This window comes from Bradyrhizobium sp. 63_E2_N1_3 (assembly GCF_052076005.1).
In the GTDB taxonomy this organism is placed as follows: Bacteria; Pseudomonadota; Alphaproteobacteria; order Rhizobiales; family Xanthobacteraceae; genus Bradyrhizobium; species Bradyrhizobium barranii.
Window position 1 is genome coordinate 3529620 of record NZ_CP197235.1, and the last position, 15284, is coordinate 3544903.

Below are 15284 nucleotides of genomic sequence, written 5' to 3' on the forward strand. Positions count from 1 at the left end.
AGGCACGATTTGGGATCGAATGACCGACGTGGCAAGGCCAGCTATTTGACATGTCCTGATAACATGGCCTCCGCCCATTCCGGGCGGCCGTTGGCGAGCGCCTGCGCGGACGCGGCTTCCCAGTCGTATTCCAGGGCCAGCAGTTCGACTTGCCAGCCTCTTGTTCGTTTCGTGAGGATCGCGTAGCGGGCGTGAGGCGAGCGATGCTCCAGGTTTGCGGCAAAAGGAATGTCCGCGAACACCGGGCAACCAACGCTGCCGGGATTGAGGACCAGGCGGTCGCCCGGGCCCTGAACAGCCGCTTGGCGGTGGCTGTGACCACACAGCACGACACGCGCCGTTGGCGCGCTCGAAAGGCGCGCGGTCAGCACGTCGCGACGCGCCGGCACGAAGCGGCCGTCCTCGAGCGCTTCTTCGAGCAGGCACGTCGTATCGTCGTCGGGTGTGCCGTGGCAGGCCAGGATCCCGTCGTCCAGCCGAATTTGGGAGGGCAGGCTGTGAAGTGCGCGGCGCTGCTCCGCGGTCAATGCGCTACGCGCAAACAGACCTGCCGGCGAGAGCTTGTCGTCTGGAAACTCCTCAATCCAGCGATCATGATTTCCGCGCACCGTCGGCAACGACAGCGACTGGAGAGCCTCGAAAGTTTCCTTTGGCCACAGCGGGCTGGTGACGCAATCGCCGAGGTTGACCGTACGATCGACGCCGCGCGCCTTGATGTCGGCCAGCACCGCTTCCAACGCAGCGAGATTGCCGTGGATATCGGAAATGACTGCCAATCGCATCGTCGTGCTCCCCGTGCTGCTTTGCCTGAACTTAACTCTGCCAGGTCACCGGACCTATCTAGCATCGGCTGATGGGACGTTCACCAACCAGCCATGGCTGATCTGATGTTCCTTCACCACCGTCGCGCCGACGACCTTGGTCCCCTCCAGCTCCCGCACGATCCGCTCGTCCGGCCCGACGATGCCGAGATCGAACTCGCGGTCCGGCGTGATGAGGATCATGCGCTGGCCCATGATGGCCGAGCGTTCGGCATAGATCGCGCAGCCCTGGCCGGGTTTGCAGTGCCGGCACCAGCTTCCAGCCGGTTTGGCCAGCGCCTCGATGGCCATGACCTTGCAGCAAAGCGTGCAATCGCCGCAGGCGCGTGTGGCGGAAGGCGTCACGCGGCCGTCCCCCTCTAAGCCGGTTGGCTTCAGGTTAACGGAGGTGGCCGCGAAAGGCCGCTGCAACCTTCAGGCGCGGTTCTTTCCGTCAAGCCATGCATCATAGGCATGGTGATTTCAGAGCACTTGGCGTAAAGAGCGCCCTGATCACATCCAGCGTGCGGCCGGGCCGTTTGCCGCGCACGCAACTCAGGTCCGCCGGTTCACCGTTCCGCGCCTGACATTAACCAAGGTTCTCCATCCCGTGTCTTTTCCGGCCCTGACCCCGCCGCTCGCCCACGCTTTGGCCGAGCGGAACTATGATTCACCCACCCCCGTCCAGCTCGCCGTGCTCGCAGACGAAGCCGCCGACCGCGACCTCCTGGTTTCGGCCCAGACCGGCTCCGGCAAGACCCTCGCGTATGGCCTCGCCATGGCCAAGGATCTGTTTGGCGATGCCGAGCGGTTCGAGCAGGCGGGGGCGCCGCTTGCCCTGATCGTGGCGCCGACCCGCGAGCTTGCCTTGCAGGTTCAGCGCGAACTGGCATGGCTGTATGGGCATGCCGGCGGGCGGGTCGTCTCCTGCGTCGGCGGCATGGATCCGCGGCGCGAGCAGCGCGAGCTTGCGGCGGGCGCTCACATCGTCGTCGGCACGCCCGGCCGGTTGTGCGACCATTTGCGTCGCGGCCGTCTCGACATCACGGAATTGAAAGTGGTCGTCCTCGATGAGGCCGACGAGATGCTCAATCTCGGCTTTCGCGAGGACATGGAATTCATCCTCAAGACCACGCCGGAGACACGCCGCACGTTGCTGTTCTCGGCGACGTTTCCGCGCGGTATCGTGGCGCTGGCCAAGCAATATCAGCAGCAGGCGTTTCGGATCGAGGTCGCCGGCGATGAAGGCGGTCACGCCGACATCGAGTACCGCGCCATCCGGGTCGCCCCCGGTGATGTCGAACATGCCGTCGTCAACGTGCTGCGCTTCTTCGAGGCGCCGAGCGCGCTGGTGTTTTGCAGCACGCGCGATCACGTCAGGCATTTGCAGGCGGCGCTGCTGGAGCGCGGCTTCTCCGTGGTCGCGCTGTCAGGCGAATTGACGCAGAACGAGCGGACCACGGCGCTGCAGTCGCTCCGGGACGGACGCGCTCGCGTCTGTGTGGCGACCGACGTCGCCGCCCGCGGCATCGACCTGCCGAGCCTCGATCTCGTCATCCATGCCGATCTGCCCAACGACGCCGAGGTGATGCAGCATCGCTCCGGCCGCACCGGGCGGGCGGGCCGCAAGGGGACGAGCGTCCTGCTGGTGCCGCCTGTACGGCGGCGACGTGCGGAAATGCTGCTGAATGTCTCGGGGATCGACGCGGTCTGGGGAACGGCACCGCAGGCGGAGGAAATCCGCAAGCTCGATCACGACCGCATGAAGGACGTGTTGTTCACCGAGGAGACGACCGCGGACGATCTGGTGCTGGCGCAGGCGCTGCTGGCCGAGCGGTCGGCCGAGGATATCGCAGCCGCACTCGCGCGGCTCTATCGCGCACGGCTGCCGTCGCCCGAAGACATCATCGATCCCGGCGAGCGAGCCGGCCGGCCGCGCGACGATCGCGGGCGCGACAATGTCCGCGCACCGCGCGACGATGCCCGCACTTCGCGCGGCGATGATCGCCCCGAAAGAGCCCGACCCAAATCAGGAAAATCGTCGGCGAAACACGGCATGGCGGACGGCAGCGTCTGGTTCCGGGCCAACATCGGACGAAGAAAGAATGCGGAAGCACGCTGGCTCTTGCCGATGATCTGCCGCCGCGGCGGCATCGACAAGGGCGACATCGGCGCCATCAAGATCATGGACACGACGACCGAGTTCGAAATTTCCGAGCGGGTCGCGGAAACCTTCGCCGCCAAGATCAAGCGTCCGGACAAGGAAGACAATATCCGCCTCGAGCCGATGACGGATGCGCCGCAGCGGCAGGCGCCTTCGGAAGAGCGGTCAAGGCCGCCCCGGCGCGAGAGCGGCGACAGCGATCATCGCGAACGTCGCGACGATCGCCCGCGCGATGCAGCTGGATTCAAGCCCCGCGACAAGGCTCACGGCGAGCGCAGGCCGAAATTCGATGATGCTCCTTCGTTCGGAAAGAAAAAGAAGCACAAGAACAAGCCTGGCCATGCCGAGCCGGCGGTGACGCCGTGGCCGTTGAAGGGCGCGCCTGGAAAAAAGAAGGCGAAGAAAAAGCATCGGGGCTGAACTGCGCCTGACCGTGCAGACAGCAATGATGCCGCCGGATTGCGCCGGCGACATCATCTGAGAAGTCAGCTGCGAACTCAGCGGCCACCGCCACCGCCGCCACCACCACCACCACCACCACCACCTCCGCCGCCGCCACCACCGGCATCACGCATCGACGAGCTGTAGCGGGGGTCGGTCTGCTTCATGTAGATGGGCGAGGTGTCGTGAGTGAGGTTGACGCGGCTTCTGCCGCCAGGGGTCGGCGTCTCGACAAGGATACCGCAGCCCTCGAAGAAGGCGGAATCGCAGCCATAGGTCCGGACCTGTGCCGCGTTGGCACTGGTCGCGCTGAACGCGGCCGCCGCGGCGAATGCAATCAAAGCAACTTTTGACAATGTAAGTTTCATGGAAATTCTCCAGTCTCGATTCGGCGAGACCAGAACGGCCCGCGCACACCTTCGACGGGGGGTGATCGAAGGCGGTTCGAGGGACGGCTTCACGCCCGCGTGAGCCGGGCGGGGGCGTTATGTCGCAGCGAGGTCGCGAAGCATGTAGGTCGCGCCTTCGCCGTAGGAAGCGAGCTTTGCGCGCGCCTCCGCATCCGCCGCGACGGGCCGAAAGCCGAGACGCTCCCACAACGGCCGCGTGGCGTAGACCGAGACCAGCGCGAGCGTTGTGATGTGTGATGCGCGCGCCAGCTTCTCGATATCGGCAATATAGTCGCGCGCGATGCCACCGCGGAAATCGGGCAGCACGGCGACGTCGTGCACGTAGAGACAATCCGCATCATCGGGCAATTGTTGCAGGAAGCCGTTGAGCGGCGGAATCCGGTGCTGCTTCCACGGATGCGCGAGTCCGTAGCCGGCGATCTCTTCGTCGGCGATGAGCAGACGGCAGCCATCGGGATAGAGTCGCATCTTCTCCGCGAACACGTCGGGACTCTCAGGAAGATCGGGATGGATTCGCGCTGCGATCGCGCTGATCGCGACCAGGTCGGAGGCGCGCGCGGGACGCCAGTGCGGCTTGCTCATGTCGGTCCGTTGGTCGGTCTCACCCATTCCAGTTTATTCCGTCGCGACGATGCGCGCAGCGAAAAATATCTTTGCCGCACTCCCAGGAATACGAAGCGTTGCGCGGCGTCCTACCCCATGCAAGCCAATTGCATGACAGGAGAACCCATGACGTCCTCGATCCGCCTCGCGCTCACGCTCGCCGTATCGCTCGCCATCATCCCCGCTGCCTTCGCCGCGCCGCCGACCAAGACCGGCAAGTCCGACAAGGGCAACGTGCTCACCGACGCCAAGGGCATGACGCTCTACACCTTCGACAAGGATGCGGACGGCAAGTCGGCCTGCAACGGACCGTGTGCGACAAACTGGCCGGTGCTGAAGGCCGAGGCGAGCGATGCCGCGGCCGACGGCTACACCGTCATCACGCGCGACGACGGATCCAGGCAGTGGGCTTACAAGGGCAAGCCGCTCTACACCTTCGCCAAGGACCAGAAGCCCGGCGACATCACCGGCGACGGCTTTCTGAACGGCGCCTGGCATCTGGCGATGCCGTGAGCGGACAATCCGCCGCGGGAATGCGAGGTGGTGTCTGACATTGACGAGATGCCACCGGTCTCGTGCTTCGGACGCAGCGCAACGCCGCGTTGGCGATGCGACGTATCGTTCAATGCGGTGCGCTGCGGAGCGGCTCCAGCAACTCGCTGTCAATTAGTGACAGGGCGCCATCTGGAAGCGGCCGAATCCTCGCCGCGCCCCAGCGGAAGGCCACCGGCGCCGGCGTCTCCGAACCGCTTGCCGGACTGATCTCAAGTTGGCGGAGGTAATCGCGACAACTTCGAAGAAGTAAAAACGCTGCCCGTGGCGCGCCGTCGCTTGAATCGAATTTATTCAAGTCGAGAGTCCGAAAGCGAACCGAAGGCCCGATTTTGGTTGGTCATAGTTGGTTCCGGCAGGGGGCGAAAGCGGCATATCGGCAGCAGCATCCCTCCATTTGAGAGTAGGGGCACTGGTTTCCCGGTGCGGTCCGCACCTGGGAGCTTCTGGGAGTCTTCAATCCATTATCTGGTTTCGCGTGAGGGGATGAATGACCATGAATGATGCCAATCTGAAAGCCGAGACGAACGCCACTGCGCTGAATGGGACGGCGAATGGCGGTGCAATGCCCAGGTTCGACCTGCCATTTTTCAACTTCCAGGCGATCTTCGGCGATCTCGCCGAGCAGGGCGCCGCCCGGGCCAAGGCAAATTTAGAGCGGATGAGGGCGGCTTCCGAGGAGATCACCGAAGCGCTCCGCGAAGCCTGTTCGACCAATGCCACGCGTGCCGCCGATTACGGCACCAGGGTCATCGAAATATCAAACATCAATACCAGCTCCGCGCTGGAGAGTTCATGTCCCAGCTTGCGGATGTGAGGTCGTTTGCGGATGTCGTGAACCTCTCCACCAGCCACAGCGGCAAGACCTTTGAAGCGGCTTCTCGCCAAAACCGGGAGCTTTGGGACCTCGCCCAGAAGGTCGCAACCGAGACGGCCGAGCCGATCAAGAAGAGCTTCAACGTGGTTCTGCATAGGGCTGCTTGAATCGAGGCTACTGGCCGCGTGGATCGGCTGGACGAGCGTCTTCGCCAGAAGAGACGCAAGTCCGGCCGAGGCGGCGAAGCGTTGCCGTGAGAAGCCTTGCCGTGAGGTGATGCCAAGCTGGAGGAAGTCAGGATGGGTATGGTGATGATCAAGTGCCCGGAAACGGGCCACGCCATTCCGACGGGCATCGAGATAGATCGCGAAAGATTTCGGTGCAGTACGGTGTTCTTTTCGCGCACATATTGCGGGATGTGCGCGGCGACGCACGAGTGGTTCGCCAGAGAGGCCTGGGTCTATGAATCGGTCTTGGCGAACGGGAAGTCCGGGGGCGGGCAGCCATTCCGCGCGGGCGCGGTGTGAAGCCGCCTGACGGCATCCTGCGAAACGATCCGGTCGATCCTGCGGCTCATCACCTTGTAGCACTCGCAGGCGACGACCTCGAGCCGCGGCCTGTCGATCTCGAGTTGGCCGCGCCGACTGGATTTCAGGGCCCTTGACGTTCGAAGTGCGCTCACGACGTGCGTGACGGTGGTCCGCCGGACGCCGAGCAATTCCGACAACGTCTCTTGCGTCAGGTGCAGGACGTCACCACGGCCCTCCGTTCGATCGTGAATGTGAAGCAGCCAGCGGGCCAGCCGGGCCTCGACGGAGTGCAGTGCATTGCAGGCCGCGACGTGCAGGAATTGCGTCATCATCGCCCTGGTGACGATCTGAACTGCGCTCGCGAGGGCGGGACTGCGTTCGAGCGTCGCTTGAAATCGCGCGGGCGAGATCTGCAGTGCGGTCCCGGCCACGCGGACAACCGCCGTCAGGGGGAGCGGACGGGGCCGAGCGCCGTCATGAGGCCGACGACGCCGTCGTTGCCGATCACGGCGGTTGCAGCCGTCTGTCCGTTCGGCAACTCCATGATGAGGGCGATCGCGCCGCTGCACGGGAAGCAAAGGTGCTCGATCCGGTCGCCCGATCGAACCAGGACTGCGTCGTGCTGGAGCGGCACTTTCCGGAGATACGGTGCAAGCAAAGCGAAGTCGGCCGGCGGTAATGCAGCTAACAGGCGATTACCAACTCTGGTCGCGTGCTCCATCACGGGGAATCGTCCCTCGACGGAGGCCCGGCGGCGAGCAAACGCATCGTCTCCGGCCGAGCCGCGTTGCCGTGCAGGCGTATGCCCGGCAAACAGCTAAACGTCCTGCAGCAGGTAAGGTTCCAATGATGGATCGCGAGCCTGGCTCACGCTGCCGGCGCGGGCACCAGTCCGTAGCGCAGCATCGTCTCTTTCATCTTCGCGGGATCGGGTGGCGCGCCGGCCGACAGGAGTGCGGCCATCTCCGTGAAATATTGCGGGCCCAGCACCCCGGGGCTCAGGATGCACAGGCATGTTGCCGGTCCCGTCGAACGGTTGGTGAAGCCGTGCACGATGCCGCGCTTGATGAAGACCGATTCTCCGGGGCCGAGATCGTTCTGCTTGCCGTCGATCGTCCAGGTCGATACGCCGGACAGCCCGTAGATGGTTTCGTCCCAGCGGTCGTGATAATGCGGGATCGGCATCCGCGCATTCGGCTGGAGCGTCATTTCGAAGATGTCGACACTGCCACCGGTGTCGTCCTTGCTGTGCAGGAAGCGGAGCTGAAGCGTACCGAAACTGATGATGTCGGACATGGCTGTGTCATCCCGGTGAGAGACTGTATCGAGGTCGCGGCGTTCGCCCTCGTCGAAACGAAAACTACCTCAGCCCCTCATACACCATCAGCCCGCGTGCGATCTGCAATTTGCGGATTGCGCGCGGCAGCAGCTTCTCCGGCTGATGCAGATAGCGCCAGGAGGTGAGGGCGAATGCGGACAACGCGCCGCATTCGTCGTTGAACGGTGCGAGCACGCCGGTGACACTCACCGGCGTATGCGGGCGGGCGTTGAAGGGCAGCAGCAGCAGCTCGAGATGCGCCTTGCTGCCATCCTCGCGCGCGGCGGTGACGCCGGCGATCGCACCTAACGTCTCGTCGGCGACGATCGTGGTGATCTCCTCGATCTCGCTGCGGCTGGCCTCGGTGAACAGCGCCGCAAAGCTCTGGTCCTTGAGGTCGAGCCCCGCGAGCGCGCAGACGCGCGTGCCGGCGACGCGGAACGGGAAGCCGAGGTTTTGCTCGCAGGACAGCACGAAGATATCGCCGAGCAGGCCGCGGACCGCGGCCGGATCGATATCGGCCCGATCAGGGGCCCGCGCAGTGCCGCGCTTCTTGTCCCAATACGCGAAGAACGCGCGGCTCGACGGATGTTTCATGACTGAACGCTTACCCCGGGGCGCTAGCTCGCGGGACAAACCTGTCCCGCTTCAGTGCACCCGCGATCCCTTCTGTTGTTGTGCAGGAGGGGATTTGCAGCGTCCATGCCGTGGAGGCGTTTTCGGGCCCCCGGAGGCGGTCTTTGCGTCGTTAACGTTAAATTAACTATCCGCTTTCCGTCCGGCGCGCCGCTGCTATGGTGATCGCGGTCGCAAGCCTCGCCGCTTTCATCCAGGTTCTCGGCGGGGCCTGTACACGGGCGTCAAACAGTTTGGTCGCGGGCCGCGGGGAGGGGTGGGGATACACCTTATTCCTCTGGGTACCGGAAGACCGACACGGACAGGCAGGGCTTTCCCAGGGCCCTGCCTTTTCCTTTTGTGCACTTGCGCAAGGCCGGCAAAGGCGACTATCTCCAAGGCTGTCGTTAAGCCTGTCGCTCCGATCGCGCCTGAAAGCGAAGCTGCCTTGGATTCCCCGCAAGATTCTCCGCCGGAGATACCGGCCGTTGTCGAGGAAGCTCCGCGCGAGCCGATCCTGACGCTGCCGGTCGCGCTGACCGCCTATATCCTCCTTTTGGCGGTGATCCATCTGCGGGTGCTGCTGCCGCCGGAGCTCGAGAACTGGACCATCGACGTCTTCGGCTTCATCCCGAAGCGCTACGATTCCTCGCTGCTCAACCTGCAAATCCCCGGTGGGGCCGGCGCCAAGGTCTGGACCTTCGTCACCTATTCGCTGCTGCACGCCAATCTGACCCATCTCGGCTTCAACGTGCTGTGGCTGCTGCCGTTCGGCAGCGCGCTGGCGCGGCGCTTCGGCGCGATCAGGTTCTTCCTGTTTCTCGCGGTGACGGCAGCGGCCGGCGCGCTCGCCCATCTTGTCACCCATGAGCACGCGGTGGCGCCGATGATCGGCGCCTCGGCCTCGGTGTCCGGCGCGATGGCGGCGGCGATCCGCTTCGCCTTTGTCCGCGGCAGCTTCCTGTCGTTCAGCCGATCAGACGCCGATACCGCCGCAAGGGTTCCGGCACTGCCACTGTCGCGCGCACTGCGCGACGGGAGGGTGGTCGGCTTCCTCGCCGTTTGGTTCGGCGTCAACATCATCTTCGGCGTCGGCGCGATCGGCGTCGATTCCGAAACCACGAGCGTCGCCTGGCAGGCGCATATCGGCGGCTTCTTCGCGGGCCTTCTGCTGTTCGCGCTGTTCGATCCCGTGCCGCGCGTGCGAAACGATGCTGCGGATGCGTCATCACAGGACATTTCAAACCGCATTTGAAGCGCCGCTTGCGGCGCCGCCCGAATTCATCCATCATTCCCGAGAAGAATGTTCCGAAGCGACAAGCCGCTAGCGGCGATGCTTCGCAAAGCGCCTCAGCGTGCAACCGGCGCCTAAACTGTTAGTTGAAGACTCGACGAACAAGTCCGGTCCGCGAAATGCGGACGGATCCGATTCAGGGAGGCCGACAATGACGGTACGTTCCATTCTCAACACCAAGGGCCACCAGATCATGAGCGTCGAGCCCGACGCCAAGCTGGCTGCCGCGGTCAAACTGCTCGGCGAGAAGAAGATCGGCGCGGTGCTGGTGATGAACCAGAGCCGGCTCGAAGGCATCCTGTCCGAGCGCGACATCGTGCGCGTGATCGGCGAGCGCGGCGCCGGCGCGCTGGAGGAGCCGGTCTCCCAGGTCATGACCCGCAAGGTGGTGACCTGCAAGGAGACGGACACGGTCGCCGAGCTCATGGAGACGATGACCACCGGCAAGTTCCGCCATTTGCCGGTCGTCGACGATGGCAAGGTGGTCGGCCTGATCTCGATCGGCGACATCGTGAAGCGCCGCGTCCAGGAATACGAGACCGAGCAGGAAGCCCTGCGCGACTACATCAAGACGGCCTGAGCGGCCTTACTCGTCGGCGTTATTCGTCTGCCTTGGGCTCGCCCGCCTTGGGCGCGCTGCCCGCGGGCGCCGGCGCGAGCACCTCGATCGCCTCCTGGATCGACTCCAGCGCGCGCTCGGCGGCGCGGGTGCCGTGCGCGATCAGATCCTCGCCGCGGTGGAAGTCGAACCAGCCGAAATGACCGACCCGCGGCGTGATCAGGAGATCGGGCGGATCGCCGGCGAGGCGCGCGCGGGTAATGCGGTCCTGCATGATGTTGAAGGCGTCGACCATCACCGAGGAGATGCCGGGCCGTCCGGCGCCGCCGAAGAACTCGCGCTTCATGGTCTTCTCGGGCGAGAACAATCGCGGGAAGCGCCGCTTCGCCGTGGTCGCCTCGGCCGCCGGCGGGACCGTCTCGGGCACCGCGCCGTGCGAATAGATCGTCGTGGAATGGGTGAAGATGTCGCTGGAAAGATTTGCGGCGATGACGATTTCGGCGCCGAGCGCGCGGGCGGCCGAGACCGGCACCGGATTCACCAGCGCGCCGTCGACCAGCCAGCGGTCACCGATCAGGACGGGCGAGAAGATGCCGGGCAGGGCGTAGGAGGCGCGCATGGCGTCGACCACGCGGCCGCGCGTCAGCCAGATCTCGTGGCCGGTACGGACCTCGGTTGCGACGGCGGCGAACTTGATCGGAAGATCCTCGATCAGGGTCTGGCCGACCGCGTCCTCGAGCCGGGTTGCCAGCTTCTCACCGCCGATCAGGCCGGAGCCGCTCAGTCGGATGTCGAGATAGCCGAGGATGTTGCGCATCCCCTGCAGGCTGCGTCCCCACTCCTGTAGCGTATCGAGCCGGCCGGCCGCATAGAGGCCGCCGACCACGGCGCCGATCGAGGTGCCGACCACGACGTCAGGCACGATGCCATTGGCGGCCAGGGTTCTGAGGATGCCGATATGGGCAAAGCCGCGCGCCGCGCCACCGCCGAGCGCCAGGCCAATGACCGGCCGTCGCACGCTGCCAAGACCGACCTTCTCTCCATTGGAGCCGTTCGCGCCCCGACCCTTCAAGATATCAAGCACCGAAACCCTCCTACCCCGGGCCAGCCCTCACAGCAGAGTAGGCGCCGTACTTCCGCTCCGCCAGAACGAGGGCAAAGCATGGTTTATACCGTTCGGGAAGCAGGGGGCAGGAGTGTGGCGAGGAGGGGTTGCCTCCCGTTTAATCACGCAGGCGTCAACCGGGTTCCAAAGAACTGTATCCGGCCGTATTCCCCGGGGATTCGGAGGCTTGAATTTGCCGCGTTTTCGGTGAAAAGCAGGTGGCATGACTCTCGGGGGTGACGGCATCATCGGATGGCGGCGCAGCACATCGCTGCTGCCGACCCTGATCCTTGCTGCCTGCCTCTATATCCTTGGTCAAAATGCAGCGCGGGCGCAGCTTTTCTCCGATCGACCGCCCCCGGTGCCGCCTGCCTCGGTGCCCGATCCGGGCGGCGCCGTCAGCCTCGCGCCCCCCTCCGGCCCAGGTGCTGCGCCGCCGAGCCTGCCGCCGACCCTGCTGCAGCCGAATACGCCCAGCATGCCCCCGCCTGCGGTCAGCACCGTGCCGGCGGCCCCGCCGCTCAACGCGGCCGTGCCCGGCCAGGGCGTTCTGTCGCTGACCGCGAAATACGGCAAGGACACACCCGCGATCACCAGCGGCCTGGTCTGGCGCGTGTTTGCCGACCGTCCTGACGAGAACGGCACCTTCAAGCTGATCCGCGAGGATCGGAACGCCACGCCGAACATCGTGTTGCCGCCGGGCAATTACGTCGTGCACGTCGCCTTCGGCCTCGTCAGCGCGGTGCGCACCGTCAGCCTGAAGGCCGAGACCGATCGCGAATCCTTCGTGCTGCCGGCCGGCGGCCTGCGCATCGAGGGGCGCGTCGGCACCAGCCGCATTCCGCAGAACCAGATTTCGTTCGCGATCTACAAGGGCAGCCAGTTCGAGTCCGGCGAGCGCGCCTCGCTGGTGCCGAACGTCGCCGCCGGCGACGTCGTGCTGATCCCGGAGGGCACCTACTACATCATCTCCAATTATGGCGACGCCAATTCGGTGGTGCGCTCGGATATCCGCGTCCAGGCCGGCAAGCTCACCGACGTCACCATCACCCACCGCGCCGCCGTGATCACGCTGAAGCTCGTCAGCGACAGGGGCGGCGAGGCGCTCGCCAACACCGCCTGGTCGGTGCTGACCCCCGGCGGCGACGTCATCAAGGAATCGATCGGCGCCTTCCCGCGCGTCGTGCTCTCCGAAGGCGAATACCGCGCCATCGCCAAGAACGAGGGCAAGGTCTACGAGCGCGGCTTCAACGTCGTCAACGGCGTCGACGGCGAAGTGGAAGTGGTCGCGCGCTAGTCTCGTGTCCCGGACGCGGTGCGGCACGCAATGCCGCTCCGCAGAGCCGGGACCCAGGAAGCCACAAGCACATATCTCGATAGATGGGCCCCGGCTCAGCGGCGCACCGCTGAAGAAGCGCTGCGCCGCGTCTGGGGCACGAGAGCGCAGTTTCGACGCGCAGCTGTTTCCACATCGTCATTGCGAGCGCAGCGAAGCAATCCAGAGTACCTCCGCGGAAAGATTCTGGATTGCTTCGCTGCGCTCGCAATGACGAGGAGGAGGGCTGCGCCCCTCACTTCCGATAGCGCAGCGCCTCCACCAGCACCGCAAACGCCGGCGTCGGCTGCCGACGGCTCGGATAATACAGGTGATAGCCCGCAAACGGTGCGCACCAGTCGGCGAGCACGCGGATCAGCCGGCCGTCGGCGATCTCGCGCTTCACGAGATCGTCGGGGATATAGGCAAGGCCAAGCCCCGCCAGCACGGCATTCATCCTGAGCAGGCCGGTGTTGAACACGAGTTGGCCGTCGACCCGCACCTTCATCGCGCGTCCGCGCTTCTCGAACTCCCAGGCATAGATCCCGCCATAGGTCGGCAGGCGGAGGTTGATGCAATTATGCTCGGTGAGATCCTGCGGCAGCTTCGGCTTGCCCCGCGCGGCGAAATAGGCGGGCGCGCCGACCACGGCCATGCGCATCTCCGGCCCGATCCGCACCGCGATCATGTCCCTGGCGACCTGCTCGCCGAGGCGCACGCCGGCGTCGTAGCGCTCGGCGACGATGTCGGTCAGGCCATAGTCGACGACGAGCTCGACCTTGATATCGGGGTAGCGCGGCAGCAGCTTTGCGAGCACTGGCCACAGCACCGTCTGTGCGGCGTGCTCGCCGGTGGTGATGCGGATGGTGCCCGCCGGCGTCTCGCGGAGCGCGGTCAGCGCCGACAGCTCTGCGTCGATCTCCGCAAAGCGCGGCCCGACATTGCGGAGCAGACGTTCGCCCGCTTCCGTTGGCGCGACGCTGCGGGTGGTGCGGGTGAGCAGCCGCAGGCCGAGCCGTTCCTCCAGGCCGCGCACAGTATGGCTGAGCGCCGACTGCGACACACCGAGCTGGGCTGCCGCGCGGGTAAAGCTGCGCTCGCGCGCGACCGCAAGGAAGGCCAGGAGGTCATTGACGTTGGTGCGGGTCATTCATGAATCCATCTCATCAGTACATACCGATTTTATCATCTAATCGCAGGTCGGCGCGTGGCCTAAATTCGCCGCCGAACATGAACTCAAGGGAGAGCTGACGATGCAGATGCGAACATTGGGCAAGAGCGGCCTCGAGGTCTCGGCCCTCGGCCTCGGCTGCATGGGCCTGAGCTACGGTTATGGCCCGGCGACCGAGACGTCGCAGGCGATCGCACTGATCAGGACCGCCGTCGCGCGCGGTGTGACCTTCTTCGACACCGCCGAGGCCTATGGGCCCTTTGCCAACGAGGAGCTGCTCGGCGAGGCGCTTCAGCCATTCCGCGACAAGGTCGTGATCGCCACCAAGTTCGGCTTCAAGGGCGGCAAGGTCGATGCCGGGCTCGACAGCCGGCCCGCCAACGTCAAGGCGGTGGCGGAGGCTGCGCTGAAGCGGCTCAAGACCGATCGCATCGATCTGTTCTACCAGCACCGCGTCGATCCCGACGTGCCGGTTGAGGAGACTGCGGGCGCGGTCAAGGACCTGATCCAGGCCGGCAAGGTGCTGCATTTTGGCCTGTCGGAAGCGGGTGCGCAGACCATTCGCCGCGCCCATGCGGTGCAGCCCGTGACCGCATTGCAAAGCGAGTATTCGCTGTGGTGGCGCGAGCCGGAGCAGGAGATCCTGCCGACGCTGGAAGAACTCGGCATCGGCTTCGTTCCGTTCAGCCCGCTCGGCAAGGGCTTTCTGACCGGCGCGATCACCGAGAGCACGACGTTCGATGCGAGCGACTTCCGCAACATCGTGCCGCGCTTCTCATCCAGCGCACGCAAATCCAATCAGACCCTCGTCGATCTGCTTGGCGAGATCGCCGCAATGAAGAAAGCGACGCCGGCACAGATCGCGTTGGCCTGGCTGCTCGCGCAGAAGCCGTGGATCGTGCCGATCCCCGGCACCACCAAGCTGCACCGGCTCGAGGAAAATCTCGGCGCGGCTGCGGTGACGCTGTCGGACGCGGATCTCACTGCAATTGCAGGGGCGCTGTCCAGGGTCGCCGTGCAGGGCGACCGCTATCCTGCGCATCTCCAGGCGCGAGTCGGCCGCTGAGCTGCGGCGTGAATGTCCGGTGAGCGTTCGCTTACCGGGCATACGCGTCTTGTGTTCCGACTTGAATACCTTTGCCAGCGCTACCAAGCAGCGTTGCAAGCAGCGTTGAAGGAATCGATTAACACCGCCAGCACAGGCTTATTCCGCAAGCGTCGCGACTTCGTCATAGCCGGTGGAAGATACGGATTTCCGATAATCAATTTTATTCTCTTTCCGTCCTGCTGCGCTATATGTCGGGCATCCGTCTAACGGGGGAGGCCGGAGCAGGCGCATGCCTTGCGAGACCGGCAGAAGCAGGGGACCAAGCCCGTCGGCATGTTTGAAGTGATCATCACCAGGCGTAAGCGGTTTGGCTGGCGATGGCAGGTGTGCCAGTCCGGCAAGATATTTGCCGATGGCTTCGAGCGCACCCGGCCGTCCGCCAAATATCATGGCGAGCGCGCATTGTTCTTCCTGTTGTCGCAGGCTTACCTGCGCAATCGCTCCGCGGCGGCCAGCGAGGACTAGCGGCGGGTGCAGCAGAC

Annotated in this window: 17 protein-coding genes and 1 pseudogene; 9 read left to right on the forward strand and 9 right to left on the reverse strand. The window is 64.9% G+C overall.

What is annotated here, in order from left to right; all coding sequences use genetic code 11:
• Positions 1–41 precede the first annotated feature (41 nt).
• Entirely contained in the window at positions 42–782 is a 741-nt protein-coding gene (locus AB7531_RS16415) for a metallophosphoesterase family protein (protein WP_063982494.1), read from the reverse strand.
• A 54-nt stretch (positions 783–836) separates the two neighbouring features.
• Complete coding sequence (locus tag AB7531_RS16420; RefSeq protein ID WP_245328618.1) at positions 837–1166, reverse strand: hypothetical protein; 330 nt, start codon at positions 1164–1166, stop codon at positions 837–839.
• A 244-nt stretch (positions 1167–1410) separates the two neighbouring features.
• Between AB7531_RS16420 and AB7531_RS16425 the strand changes: the two genes are divergently transcribed.
• On the forward strand, positions 1411–3384 hold the full coding sequence (locus AB7531_RS16425) for a DEAD/DEAH box helicase (protein WP_063982496.1): 1974 nt from the start codon (positions 1411–1413) through the stop codon (positions 3382–3384).
• Positions 3385–3461: 77 nt separating this feature from the next.
• Here AB7531_RS16425 and AB7531_RS16430 read toward each other — a convergent pair whose 3' ends face one another.
• Positions 3462–3773 carry a hypothetical protein gene (locus AB7531_RS16430; protein ID WP_441279987.1) on the reverse strand — a complete coding sequence of 104 codons (312 nt, stop codon included), beginning with the start codon at positions 3771–3773 and terminating at the stop codon, positions 3462–3464.
• 117 nt (positions 3774–3890) lie between these two features.
• Positions 3891–4397, reverse strand: coding sequence for a GNAT family N-acetyltransferase (locus AB7531_RS16435; RefSeq protein ID WP_063986272.1), 507 nt, complete (start codon positions 4395–4397; stop codon positions 3891–3893).
• Positions 4398–4544: 147 nt separating this feature from the next.
• Here AB7531_RS16435 and AB7531_RS16440 point away from each other — a divergent pair, with 147 nt between their 5' ends.
• The 3 genes from AB7531_RS16440 (at position 4545) to AB7531_RS16450 (ending at position 5954) form a co-directional block, all read left to right on the forward strand.
• Positions 4545–4931 (forward strand): COG4315 family predicted lipoprotein, encoded by a 387-nt coding sequence (locus AB7531_RS16440; RefSeq protein ID WP_063982498.1) that lies wholly within the window; start codon positions 4545–4547, stop codon positions 4929–4931.
• A gap of 529 nt (positions 4932–5460) precedes the next feature.
• Positions 5461–5787, forward strand: coding sequence for a hypothetical protein (locus tag AB7531_RS16445; RefSeq protein WP_245328619.1), 327 nt, complete (start codon positions 5461–5463; stop codon positions 5785–5787).
• A complete protein-coding gene (locus AB7531_RS16450; RefSeq protein ID WP_245328620.1) occupies positions 5766–5954 on the forward strand; it encodes a phasin family protein in 189 nt (62 codons plus the stop codon). The genes AB7531_RS16445 and AB7531_RS16450 overlap by 22 nt, the downstream gene beginning before the upstream one ends.
• Positions 5955–6247: 293 nt before the next feature.
• Here the strand turns inward: AB7531_RS16450 and AB7531_RS16455 are convergent.
• The 3 genes and pseudogenes from AB7531_RS16455 to AB7531_RS16465 form a co-directional block, all read right to left on the reverse strand.
• Positions 6248–7041, reverse strand: a pseudogene (locus AB7531_RS16455) (Crp/Fnr family transcriptional regulator).
• A gap of 143 nt (positions 7042–7184) precedes the next feature.
• Positions 7185–7613, reverse strand: coding sequence for a cupin domain-containing protein (locus tag AB7531_RS16460; protein WP_028150261.1), 429 nt, complete (start codon positions 7611–7613; stop codon positions 7185–7187).
• Between the two features lie 64 nt (positions 7614–7677).
• Positions 7678–8232, reverse strand: a complete 555-nt coding sequence (locus AB7531_RS16465) for a PAS domain-containing protein (protein WP_041958462.1) — start codon at positions 8230–8232, stop codon at positions 7678–7680.
• A gap of 466 nt (positions 8233–8698) precedes the next feature.
• On the opposite strand from AB7531_RS16465, the gene AB7531_RS16470 reads away from it, so the two are divergent.
• Together AB7531_RS16470 and AB7531_RS16475 are read left to right on the forward strand one after the other, a co-directional pair.
• Positions 8699–9505 carry a rhomboid family intramembrane serine protease gene (locus tag AB7531_RS16470; RefSeq protein WP_014494322.1) on the forward strand — a complete coding sequence of 269 codons (807 nt, stop codon included), beginning with the start codon at positions 8699–8701 and terminating at the stop codon, positions 9503–9505.
• Positions 9506–9695: 190 nt separating this feature from the next.
• A complete protein-coding gene (locus AB7531_RS16475; protein WP_063982499.1) occupies positions 9696–10124 on the forward strand; it encodes a CBS domain-containing protein in 429 nt (142 codons plus the stop codon).
• Between the two features lie 19 nt (positions 10125–10143).
• On the opposite strand, the gene AB7531_RS16480 is transcribed toward AB7531_RS16475, so the two are convergent.
• On the reverse strand, positions 10144–11187 hold the full coding sequence (locus AB7531_RS16480; RefSeq protein WP_063982500.1) for a patatin-like phospholipase family protein: 1044 nt from the start codon (positions 11185–11187) through the stop codon (positions 10144–10146).
• Between the two features lie 244 nt (positions 11188–11431).
• Between AB7531_RS16480 and AB7531_RS16485 the strand changes: the two genes are divergently transcribed.
• Positions 11432–12505 carry a hypothetical protein gene (locus tag AB7531_RS16485; RefSeq protein WP_063982501.1) on the forward strand — a complete coding sequence of 358 codons (1074 nt, stop codon included), beginning with the start codon at positions 11432–11434 and terminating at the stop codon, positions 12503–12505.
• A gap of 274 nt (positions 12506–12779) precedes the next feature.
• On the opposite strand, the gene AB7531_RS16490 is transcribed toward AB7531_RS16485, so the two are convergent.
• Positions 12780–13673, reverse strand: coding sequence for a LysR family transcriptional regulator (locus AB7531_RS16490; RefSeq protein ID WP_063982502.1), 894 nt, complete (start codon positions 13671–13673; stop codon positions 12780–12782).
• A 103-nt stretch (positions 13674–13776) separates the two neighbouring features.
• Here AB7531_RS16490 and AB7531_RS16495 point away from each other — a divergent pair, with 103 nt between their 5' ends.
• Positions 13777–14760 carry an aldo/keto reductase gene (locus tag AB7531_RS16495; protein WP_063982503.1) on the forward strand — a complete coding sequence of 328 codons (984 nt, stop codon included), beginning with the start codon at positions 13777–13779 and terminating at the stop codon, positions 14758–14760.
• 276 nt (positions 14761–15036) lie between these two features.
• Entirely contained in the window at positions 15037–15267 is a 231-nt protein-coding gene (locus AB7531_RS16500) for a hypothetical protein (RefSeq protein WP_014494328.1), read from the forward strand.
• Positions 15268–15284: the final 17 nt, after the last annotated feature.